The organism is Sulfitobacter sp. TMED3 (assembly GCF_002167505.1).
GTDB classification, from domain to species: domain Bacteria; phylum Pseudomonadota; class Alphaproteobacteria; order Rhodobacterales; family Rhodobacteraceae; genus Sulfitobacter; species Sulfitobacter pontiacus.
In genome coordinates this window covers 24,205-33,795 of the sequence record NZ_NHBI01000053.1, presented here as the reverse complement: position 1 = coordinate 33,795, position 9,591 = coordinate 24,205, and the positions used below count along the sequence as shown (strand labels likewise).

The window sequence follows — 9,591 nt, the reverse complement described above, 5'->3', positions numbered from 1 at the left end:
CGTCATCCGTGCCAGTGTCGTGCGCTTCATAAAGTCCAGCACCGACAGCCCGCTGGAAAACCGCGCAGAGCGCGCCGTGGGCAGCACGTGGTTCGGCCCGCCAACGTAATCGCCAATCGCCTCAGGCGTCCATTGACCAAGGAAAATCGCCCCCGCGTGGGTGATCTGCGCGCTTAGCGCATCCACATCCGCGACGCAAAGTTCAAGGTGTTCAGGCGCGATACGGTTGCTCAGCTTGGCGGCTGTCGCCAGATCCGGCACGGTAATGATCGCCCCGTTCTCGCGCCAGCTGGTGCCCGCAATCGCGCGCCGTTCCAGCGTTTCCAGCCGTGCATCCACAGCATCCGAAACCGCGCGGCCAAAGGCCTTGTCCGTGGTGATCAGGATCGATTGGGCGCTTTCGTCGTGTTCGGACTGGCTGAGCAGATCAAGGGCGATCCAGTCAGCATCGTTGTCCCCATCCGCGATCACCAGAATTTCGGACGGGCCCGCGATCATGTCGATGCCCACCTTGCCGAACACCCGCCGTTTCGCGGCAGCGACATAGGCATTGCCGGGGCCGGTGATCTTGTCGACGGGGGGAATCGTGTCGGTGCCATAGGCCAGCGCCGCCACCGCCTGCGCCCCACCGATGCGGTAAATCTCGTCAACGCCCGCCAGCCGCGCAGCCAGCAACACCAGCGGGTTCAACACCCCGTCCGGCGTGGGCACGACCATCGCAAGCCGTTCTACCCCCGCGACCTTGGCCGGGATCGCGTTCATCAAGACAGAGGAAGGATAGCTTGCCAGACCACCGGGCACATAAAGCCCTGCGGCGGATACCGCGCTCCACCGCCAGCCGAGCGTGGCACCAGTGTCGTCCTGCCACTGCGCATCCTCGGGCAGCTGCCGCTCGTGATAGGCACGGATACGCGCCGCGGCGAGCTCAAGCGCTGTGCGATCCGCGTCCGAGACTTCGGCAATCGCGGCGTCGACCTCTGCCGCGGTGATGCGCAGGGTGTCGGGGGTCAGCGCGATGCGGTCGAACTTCTGGGTCAGCTCGATCACCGCGGCATCGCCCTTGGACCGCACATGTGCGATGATCTCGGCCACCGTGTCGTCCACGTCGGGGCTGTCTTCACGTTTGGCAGAGAGCAGCGCGGTGAACGCCTGTTCGAAATCGGGCTGATCGAAGTCTAGGAATTGGGGCATCGGATGTCCTTTGCAACGTGCAATGGGCTTTGAAGGGATGCCACGCGGGCACCCCGCACGGCAAAGAATGTGGAAGAACGCTTAGGCCGGATGTTCCGGCAGCTTGCGCGACGGGGCCACATAGGGGCGCGTCACATCCTTCAAGGTCACATCCAGCGCTTCGACCGTCAGCCGGATGACACCGTCCCCCGCGAGGGTCAGCAGCACGTCGCCCGAGGGCGCATCGGTTTCGGTAAATTCGATCTGCAACAGCGACAGGATGGTATCCGCATCCCCCTTGTTCACGCCCTGGCTGGACACGCGCTGCACGTTGCTGAACATCAAGATTGTTTGCACGCGTTCCGGGGCGTGGCGCGACTTGCCCGCGTCTTCCCACCGCACGCGGTTCAGCAGCAGGGCAAAGCGCCCCTCTTTTTGCAGCCAGCGCATTTCCGATCCCGGAAACACAGCATCCTGCGCCAGCGAGGAGATCACCTTGAGGTCATCGGCATCCAGCGCGCCGAGGTTCAGCGGGGCTTCGCGCCCGTCTTCGAAACGTGCATCTTCGGTCATTGGTCTTTGATCCGTTCAATATTTGCGCCCACGCCGCGCAGTTTCGCCACCACATGTTCGTACCCGCGATCCAGATGGTAGACACGGCTTACGCGCGTTTCGCCTTCGGCGGCCATACCGGCAAGGATCAGGGAAATCGACGCGCGCAGATCGGTCGCCATCACCGGCGCACCTTTCAGCTTTTTGACCCCGTGAACCGTCGCGGTGCCGCCGTGGACCTCGATATCGGCCCCCATGCGGATCAGCTCGGGCGCGTGCATAAAGCGGTTCTCGAAGATTTTCTCTTCCAGCACCGAGGTACCGTCCGCCGTACACAGCAGCGCCATCATCTGGGCTTGCAGGTCGGTGGGGAAACCGGGGAAAGGTTCAGTCGTGACATTCACCGCGTTGATCACGCCATTGCGCCGCGCGACTTTCAGACCCTTGTCCGTCTCGGTCACGTCGATCCCTGCCGCGTCAAGCTTTTCGCAGAAAGCCGACAGCAGGTCGATGCGCCCGCCCAGCAATTCAACCTCGCCACCACACATCGCAGGGGCGAGCATATAGGTGCCCAGTTCGATCCGGTCGGTCACAACACGGTGGGTGGCCCCATGCAGACGGTCAACGCCCTGAATCTCGATCCGGCTGGTGCCGTCGCCTTCAATCTGCGCGCCCATAGCACGCAAACAATCCGCGAGATCCACGATCTCGGGCTCGCGCGCGGCGTTGTTGATCACCGTCGTGCCCTTGGCCAAAGTCGCAGCCATCATGATGTTCTCGGTCGCGCCGACAGAGGCAAAGGGGAAGTCGATGACCGCACCTTTCAATGCCCCGCCTTGCGCCTTGGCGTGCAGATAGCCGTCACGCAAGTCGATCTCTGCGCCCATCAGGGCCAGACCATCGGTGTGAATATCCATCGGACGCGCACCAATCGCGCAGCCGCCCGGCAGTGATACCTGCGCGTGGCCTTCGCGGGCCAGCAGCGGCCCCAGCACAAGGTTCGACGCGCGCATCTTGCGCACGATGTCATATTCGGCGCGTGTGTTGATCTCGCCATGACACGACATCGCCAGAACCTGACCGTCCTGCATCGATGTCACCTCTGCCCCAAGGGACCGCAGCAATTCGGTCATGGTGCGGATGTCGGACAGGCGCGGCGCGTTGGTCAGCGTCAGCGGCTCTTCGGACAGCAGGGTCGCGGGCATAAGCGTCAGACAGGCGTTCTTGGCCCCCGCAATCGGAATTTGTCCCGACAGCGCACCGCCGCCTTTGACCACAATCGAATCCATCCTTCAGCCTTCCTTGGTTTGGCCGGTCGGCCCGTTATCTGTCTGCGCGTTATTATTTTGCGTGTCGTCGCTTTGGCTTTTGTCGCTGCGCGCACGCGCTTGCGCCTTGCGTCGGCCCATATTGGCTTTCAGCGCGGCTTTCAGCCTGTCTTCCCGCAATACATTGGGTTTTGGCGGCTTTTGTGGGGCGGTATCCTTTGACATGTCGATTGTCTAGCGCAGCGGACCGATATGGTCCAGATTACGCTTGCACCATATTGCGAATGGGTCTAATCACCCGCCCACAGTGCTGGAGTAGCTCAGTGGTAGAGCGCGTCATTGGTAATGACGAGGTCGGGAGTTCAATCCTCCCCTTCAGCACCAGATCCCTCCTTTAAACATATCGCTTTGCCCTGATGCCTTATTTAGCTGGCCTTATTTTGCTGGCGTTGCGGTTTTGGCATGTGCCATGGATGCGCCTGAAGGCGTCGCAGCGTTCCCTGCCCCGGAACATCCCGAATCACGATGGCATAAGAAAACCCCGACTGCTTGCGCCGCCGGGGTTTCGGTTTTCACGTGAAGCAATTTAGCCGCGATATGTCAGACCGGCAAAAAGACGGCCCTGATCGCGGTGGCGGCCCCCATGGACCGACCCTGCAACAGATGCCACACCGGCAATCAGCGACGCGGCGGCCAGCACAAAGGCGGTCAGGATACCGGCGTTACGCGCGGTTCGCGCAGCTTCAACCGCCGCGTCTTTCGCCTCTGCCGCGGCTTGTTCAGCCTCGGCCTTGGCAGCGGCTACAGCGTCTTCGACTTCCTGACGTGCTTCCTGCGCTTGGGTCACAATCTGGTCCACACGCTCTTTCGCCTGAGCCTGGGTCAGATCGGTGCGTGCGGCAACAGCGCCGGCAAGATAGGTCCGGTCTTCCTCGCTGACCTCACCCGTGCGGTAGATATTGGCGACGATGCTGGCGGTCTGCTCTGCCAGTTGCTCGGGATCGGCTGTAAGCGGGTCGACCTGATTGGGGCGCAAAAGCTGGTTCGACAGGTAATCTGTCGGGTCATTTTTGGCCTCATCCGGGATTGCAGCACCCGCCGCATCGGCCAGTCCGGAGGCAGCACCTCCCACGGCAGAGCCCGCAGCTTCGACGACCGTACCAGCCGCTTTGCCTGCACCCGCTGCGACGTTGCCCGCAGTATTGGCTGCAAAGCTCAGCGCGCTGGATAGCATCACGGCGGTGATCACAGACCCGAGGCCCCAAACAACCAGACCGTTGATCCCGTCACGTGCAGTGACTTCATCATCCGTAGCGCTTTCGACGCGGCGGCGCATGCGGCCCGCGATATAACCACCGGCCAGATAGGAGGCGACCAGCGTGATCACCATCCACAGCGCGGTCAGCACCAGTTCAAGCGTCGATGAATTGTCGGTTCCGTCCAGCGTGATCGACGACAGGCCAAGCGCCGCGCCGAAGGTGGTCAGCAAGAGGCCGATCGCCACAGCGACAACAGTGCCCGCGAAAATTGCGGGCCAGTCGACATAGGATCCATCGGCAGTTTTTTCAGTGAGTGTCGTGTTCATGTAAATGCCTCCCCGGCGTTTGATTACGCCAAGCCGACCAGCGACAGCACCGCCATAACCACGACCACAAGACCAACGAGATAAATGATACCGCCCATTTTGAATACTTCCTCTTTGCGTGCCGGACGCGGTATGCGTCGGCTTCACAAAGGCAACGTCAGGGAACCGGCGTGGTTCCGCTGATGGTACAAAATACCCGCACCGCGAGAGGTGACGTCGCGAACGACGAGGAACCGCCTAAGGATCGCCCTGCCACGTGCCGTCAAAGATCATCTCGTCCACGGGCAGCCGTTTGCTCCAGCCTTTCACCTCAAGTTCGGGCGTCTGGTAAAGCTCCTCCACATGGCCCAAACACAGATAGCCGACGATTTCTATCCGGTCGGGGATCTTAAGCAGATCACGCAGATCGGCATCGCGGAACACGCTGACCCAGCCCATCCCGATGCCCTCGGCGCGGGCGGCAAGCCAGAGGTTCTGGATCGCGCAGACGGTGCTATAAAGATCCATGCTTTGATTATGGGTGCGCCCCAGCACGACCTTACCACCACGGCTGCGGTCACAGGTCACGCAGATATTGACCGGTGCCTTGCGGATGCCTTCGAGCTTCAGCGACCTATAGGTTGTCTGGCGGTCGCCCTCGAACATCTGGGCGGCTTCCTCGTTGGCGCGGTTGAAGGCTTGCCAGACCTGATCGCGTGCGGCCTGATCCCGGATGACGATGAAATTCCACGGCTGTGACAACCCGACGGACGGTGCGTGATGCGCGGCGGTCAGTATGCGGTGCAACACATCCTCGGCCAGTGGATCGGGTAAAAACTGATCGCGTACATCGCGGCGGGTAAAGATCGCCTTGTAGACGGCGTCGCGTTCAGCATCTGAAAAAGGCGCGGCGGGTGCCAGCGCAGAGGGTATCGGCATTGTTCAGTCCCCAACAATACGTTTATGCGCCAATCCCGCTGTCCATGCGGGGCAAGCTGTACTGTCTGGCCGGTCTTCTGACTTAGGGTCGCCTGATCCGCGCGCCTTCCCGGAATATTCCAGTGGCCTATGCGCAAACCATCCCCGTTACAGCGTTGGGCACGTGCCGGAGTTTCACCAGCTTCCCGATTCTTCCGCGAGGCGGACACCAGACCCGGCCATTGGGCCACGGCTGTCCGCCCGGAACAAGCCCTAACGCGGGGATCAGCCGCGTTTGGTTGCGAAAATCTTCTTCATTACGGCGTCGAACTCGTTCCACGAGATGACGGCCTTGTTGCCTGCATAGCCGTGATAATAGGACCGCCCGTTAGAGGTCGGGAAACCGGCCCAGATACGTGCGAGGTTTTCCATAAAGCGGTGGCGGCTGATCTTGCCCTTCTTGAAGGCGTTAAATCCCGCATCGACCAAAAGGATATCCGCCAGCCCATCCTGAACCGCCGAGGTAAAGCGGTCATTCTTGCTCAGGCCCGCCTGTCGCACCAGACTGCGCAGCGTGGATGGAATGAATTGGTATCGACCGATGGCATGCGGCTGGCCCGGCGTGCGGTCGATCCAGCGGTAGATTTCGCCGATGGTCATTTGCGTCGGACGCTGTGGCGGCAGCCGTTTGGCCCCGTATTGCACGGCGTCATAGCCCTTTGGACCCGCCTCGGCCCAAGCGATGAGGCTTTTGAGGTCCGCGGCAGTGCTGACCCCGCTGAGCTCTTGGAAAGACCGGCTGCGGCTGCTCACGGTTTTGGAGCGGACCTGCGCTTTGGGCTGGATCTTATGGCGCAGCTTGATCTGGCCCTGCCCTGCGGATTGCATGACGTTGAACGAGATGTCGCTTTGCATGGCAGAGCGCGCACCGGACAGGCTGAACCCTTCGGCGCTGACAGTGGTAGCGGCCAGAAGTGCCGCGGTTGCGATAATTGGTAGTGTGCAAGTAACTTTCATATCATCCCCCATGATGAAAAAATTTGTCATGGGACCATGGTGACCGCAGACGACCGCGCTTTCATTTGCGCAAGCAGGTGGGTCGGGGCCATGGATGGATAGGGCGGCATATCTTTTGGGATAGGGCGCTATCCCGCGGTGCGGTTGCCCCCTCCGTTCAGACGGGCGTGGGCAGTGCGGCACGCGGAACCGCCTCGGTGTTTCACCCGAATCCAAAGAGGGGATTCGCGGTAAAGCACGGAAAAAACGCATAGCCCGCGACCCGCAAACGGGGCGTCAAGCCCGCATCCGGGGGCTAAGCCATGATATTCATTTACTTATTTCCCGCGCAGCGGTGGTCGTTTTGTCGGAGTTGCGCTATGATTAGTCGCAAATACATAAAATGGAGAGCATCTAATGACAGATGAAACGTCGCCGGGTATCCCGACACCCGACGGGGCCGCTGCCGTAATCGACACGGATTACGAGATCGGCCAAGACAACAAAGAAGGCAGCGTGGGGCCCTTCGGCTTCGACATTCACAACCCGGTCTTCGCGATCTCGGGTGTGTGTATTGTTGCCTTTGTATTCTATACACTCGCGCTGCCCGAACAGTCTGGCGCGCTGTTCACATGGCTGTTCTCGTCGGTGACAAAGGGCTTTGACTGGTTCTTTATCTCTGCCGGCAACATCTTTGTGCTGTTCTGCCTGTTCCTGATCGTCACGCCTTTGGGCCGTGTGCGTCTTGGCGGGGCCGAAGCAAGCCCCGACTATACCTACCTTGGATGGTTCTCGATGCTGTTCGCGGCGGGCATGGGCATCGGCCTGATGTTCTATGGCGTCTCTGAACCGCTATCGCATTTCTCGAGTTCCATGGGTGGCACTGCTGTTGGCGAAGACGGTCTGCGCACCGATTGGGCACCTTTGGGCGCGGCCGCGGGCGATCAGGCCGAAGCGGTTCGTCTGGGTATGGCGGCCACGATCTACCACTGGGGCCTGCACCCCTGGGCGATCTATGCCGTTGTTGGTCTGGCGCTGGCGCTGTTCAGCTATAACAAGGGTCTTCCCCTGACCATCCGCTCTGCCTTTTACCCGATCCTGGGGGAGCGCGTCTGGGGCTGGCCCGGTCACGTGATCGATATTCTCGCCGTATTTGCAACGCTCTTTGGTCTGGCGACATCGCTTGGTCTGGGTGCCACGCAAGCCAACGCGGGCTTGAACGAGCTCTTTGGTGTGGCGGTTGGTCCAACAACACAGGTTCTGCTGATCACCGGCATCACCGCGATTGCGACCGTATCCGTGCTGCGCGGCCTTGATGGCGGGGTCAAAGTCCTGTCAGAGATCAACATGGGTCTGGCGTTTTTGCTGTTGGCCTTCGTGCTGCTGGTCGGACCAACGCTGGCGATCCTGTCGACTTTCGGGTCATCGCTGCTGGCCTATGCGGAATATCTGCCCGGTCTGTCCAATCCGATCGGCCGTGAAGACGTGAACTTTATGCAAGGCTGGACATCGTTCTACTGGGCATGGTGGATCAGCTGGTCGCCTTTCGTCGGCATGTTCATCGCCCGCGTCAGCCGTGGCCGTTCCGTACGTGAGTTCCTGACCTGCGTTCTGCTGATCCCGAGCCTCGTTTGCGTCCTGTGGATGAGCGTCTTTGGCGGCGTTGCGATCGATCAGGTGATCAGCGACGGCTACACCGCCGCGCAAGAAGCCGAGCTGCCACGCCAGTTGTTCGCCATGCTGGATGCGCTGCCGCTTGCCGGGATCACATCGCTGATCGGGATCGTCTTGGTCATCGTGTTCTTCGTGACCTCGTCTGACTCCGGCTCGCTGGTGATCGATACGATCACGGCAGGCGGCAAGGTCGATGCACCTGCGCCACAGCGCGTGTTCTGGTGCATCTTCGAAGGTGCCGTAGCGATCGTGTTGCTGCTGTCTGCGGGCGGGCTCAAGTCGCTTCAGTCGATGGTTATCTCTACCGGATTGCCCTTTACTGTGGTGCTGCTGTTCCTGTGCTACGCAATCTTCCGCGGCCTGCGCGCCGAGATGAAGACGCAATAACGCAACCCTTACCGACGTTTGTGCTTTGCCGGTCAAAGCACCTGATACCCCCCGCCGCCCCGTGCTGCGGGGGGTATTCTTTTGCACGACACAGACAAACAAAAATGCGCCCAAAGTATTCCGACTAAAACTGTCGGATTGACATACCCTATAATTTCAATCAGGTTTATGGAAACGTCTAGCCACCCCGCCCGTGACCACGGGGACGCCCGACACATATGATGTGAGGAGTCCCACGATGAGACCATTCCCCAGAACGCAGACTGCCGCTCACCGTCAGGACCAAGCCGCAGGGCTGCCTGATGATCGGTGCCGCGTGCAACGTTCCTTTTCCATGACCATTGATAGAGCAGCCCTATGACATTTCATGCCCCCCCAAAGACCCAAGCCCCGATGAACGCGCTGCCGACCTACTCTGCCCGCGACCTGACCGAAGGCGGAGATCTCGCCCAAATCGTGCTGGATACCCAGACCTACACCCTGCGGATCACACGCGCTGGCAAATTGATCCTGACCAAATGAATGACGCACATCAGCACCCCGGCGGTGCCCCGGTAGGGTTCATCACAGAGCTGGACAGCCTTCAGGCCGCGTCGGTCATCTATTTGCGGATGTGGTGTGACGGGCCTGACGCACAGGAAAAAGTCAGCAGCGATTTTGCCAGCGTCCTCGGCCACACCAACGGGAGCAAGGCGCTCGCTACGTTTGAACAGCTATGCTCGCTTTGTGCACGGTTCGGGCGGCGGCCTTTGATGCGCCATTCGGTCACGTGCAAATGTCTGGGATCGGACGAATCCTGCTTTGCGAACTTCATCGCGACAGCCACGGACGGACAGCGCGAAGACGCGATGCTGATCGCGACCCTGCTGGTCCGCGCCGATATGGCCCCGCTGGTGGCATCGCTTGCTGCGGATTTCGGGCTGGCGCTCAAACGGATGCGCCTGAGCGCGCCAAGCGAGGTCGCGCAAATGGAAGCAGCACCGACGCTGCATTAACGGGCGCTTCTCGCGCCCGATCGACGCCTTATGTGCAACGCTACAACCCATTGAAATTTTTGTAAGG

At 60.6% G+C, this 9,591-nt stretch carries 10 protein-coding genes, 1 tRNA gene and 1 riboswitch; of the genes, 4 read left to right on the top strand and 7 right to left on the bottom strand.

The annotated features are described in order from the left end of the window. The 4 genes from hisD to CBB63_RS13445 form a co-directional block, all read right to left on the bottom strand. Window positions 1-1,191, bottom strand: a 1,191-nt coding sequence (gene hisD, locus CBB63_RS13460; protein WP_286699517.1) for a histidinol dehydrogenase, incomplete at its 3' end; no start/stop codon positions are given. 81 nt (window positions 1,192-1,272) lie between these two features. Then, window positions 1,273-1,743 carry a DUF2948 family protein gene (locus CBB63_RS13455; RefSeq protein WP_005851890.1) on the bottom strand — a complete coding sequence of 157 codons (471 nt, stop codon included), beginning with the start codon at window positions 1,741-1,743 and terminating at the stop codon, window positions 1,273-1,275. Continuing rightward, window positions 1,740-3,011 (bottom strand): UDP-N-acetylglucosamine 1-carboxyvinyltransferase, encoded by a 1,272-nt coding sequence (murA, locus tag CBB63_RS13450; protein WP_037943535.1) that lies wholly within the window; start codon window positions 3,009-3,011, stop codon window positions 1,740-1,742. Before murA ends, CBB63_RS13455 begins: the two co-directional genes overlap by 4 nt. A gap of 3 nt (window positions 3,012-3,014) precedes the next feature. Then, window positions 3,015-3,215: a hypothetical protein gene (locus CBB63_RS13445; protein WP_009826219.1), complete on the bottom strand. Its 201-nt coding sequence runs from the start codon at window positions 3,213-3,215 to the stop codon at window positions 3,015-3,017. An 84-nt stretch (window positions 3,216-3,299) separates the two neighbouring features. Between CBB63_RS13445 and CBB63_RS13440 the strand changes: the two genes are divergently transcribed. After that, a tRNA-Thr gene (locus CBB63_RS13440) sits at window positions 3,300-3,374 on the top strand. A gap of 202 nt (window positions 3,375-3,576) precedes the next feature. Here CBB63_RS13440 and CBB63_RS13435 read toward each other — a convergent pair. The 3 genes from CBB63_RS13435 to CBB63_RS13425 all read right to left on the bottom strand — a co-directional run bounded on the left by CBB63_RS13435 (window position 3,577) and on the right by CBB63_RS13425 (window position 6,519). Next, window positions 3,577-4,575 (bottom strand): hypothetical protein, encoded by a 999-nt coding sequence (locus tag CBB63_RS13435; RefSeq protein WP_009826218.1) that lies wholly within the window; start codon window positions 4,573-4,575, stop codon window positions 3,577-3,579. A 237-nt stretch (window positions 4,576-4,812) separates the two neighbouring features. Next, window positions 4,813-5,493: a 5,6-dimethylbenzimidazole synthase gene (gene bluB / locus CBB63_RS13430; RefSeq protein ID WP_286699516.1), complete on the bottom strand. Its 681-nt coding sequence runs from the start codon at window positions 5,491-5,493 to the stop codon at window positions 4,813-4,815. 50 nt (window positions 5,494-5,543) lie between these two features. Continuing rightward, window positions 5,544-5,721, bottom strand: a riboswitch (cobalamin riboswitch). Window positions 5,722-5,757: 36 nt separating this feature from the next. After that, entirely contained in the window at window positions 5,758-6,519 is a 762-nt protein-coding gene (locus CBB63_RS13425) for a lysozyme family protein (RefSeq protein WP_180828813.1), read from the bottom strand. A gap of 366 nt (window positions 6,520-6,885) precedes the next feature. Here CBB63_RS13425 and CBB63_RS13420 point away from each other — a divergent pair, with 366 nt between their 5' ends. The 3 genes from CBB63_RS13420 (at window position 6,886) to CBB63_RS13410 (ending at window position 9,524) form a co-directional block, all read left to right on the top strand. Continuing rightward, window positions 6,886-8,529: a BCCT family transporter gene (locus tag CBB63_RS13420; protein WP_009826215.1), complete on the top strand. Its 1,644-nt coding sequence runs from the start codon at window positions 6,886-6,888 to the stop codon at window positions 8,527-8,529. Window positions 8,530-8,886: 357 nt separating this feature from the next. Then, the gene (hemP, locus tag CBB63_RS13415) at window positions 8,887-9,051 is read left to right on the top strand and encodes a hemin uptake protein HemP (protein ID WP_009826214.1); all 165 of its coding nucleotides are present in this window, start codon (window positions 8,887-8,889) and stop codon (window positions 9,049-9,051) included. After that, on the top strand, window positions 9,048-9,524 hold the full coding sequence (locus tag CBB63_RS13410) for a hypothetical protein (protein ID WP_005851872.1): 477 nt from the start codon (window positions 9,048-9,050) through the stop codon (window positions 9,522-9,524). Before hemP ends, CBB63_RS13410 begins: the two co-directional genes overlap by 4 nt. The last annotated feature ends 67 nt before the right edge of the window (window positions 9,525-9,591 follow it).

Bases quoted from the DNA above. Each gene is read 5' to 3' on its own strand.
- CBB63_RS13455 (WP_005851890.1), bottom strand. From the start codon at position 1,743: ATGACCGAAGATGCACGTTTCGAAGACGGGCGCGAAGCCCCGCTGAAC.
- murA (WP_037943535.1), bottom strand. From the start codon at position 3,011: ATGGATTCGATTGTGGTCAAAGGCGGCGGTGCGCTGTCGGGACAAATT.
- CBB63_RS13445 (WP_009826219.1), bottom strand. From the start codon at position 3,215: ATGTCAAAGGATACCGCCCCACAAAAGCCGCCAAAACCCAATGTATTG.
- CBB63_RS13435 (WP_009826218.1), bottom strand. From the start codon at position 4,575: ATGAACACGACACTCACTGAAAAAACTGCCGATGGATCCTATGTCGAC.
- bluB (WP_286699516.1), bottom strand. From the start codon at position 5,493: ATGCCGATACCCTCTGCGCTGGCACCCGCCGCGCCTTTTTCAGATGCT.
- CBB63_RS13425 (WP_180828813.1), bottom strand. From the start codon at position 6,519: ATGACAAATTTTTTCATCATGGGGGATGATATGAAAGTTACTTGCACA.
- CBB63_RS13420 (WP_009826215.1), top strand. From the start codon at position 6,886: ATGACAGATGAAACGTCGCCGGGTATCCCGACACCCGACGGGGCCGCT.
- hemP (WP_009826214.1), top strand. From the start codon at position 8,887: ATGACATTTCATGCCCCCCCAAAGACCCAAGCCCCGATGAACGCGCTG.
- CBB63_RS13410 (WP_005851872.1), top strand. From the start codon at position 9,048: ATGAATGACGCACATCAGCACCCCGGCGGTGCCCCGGTAGGGTTCATC.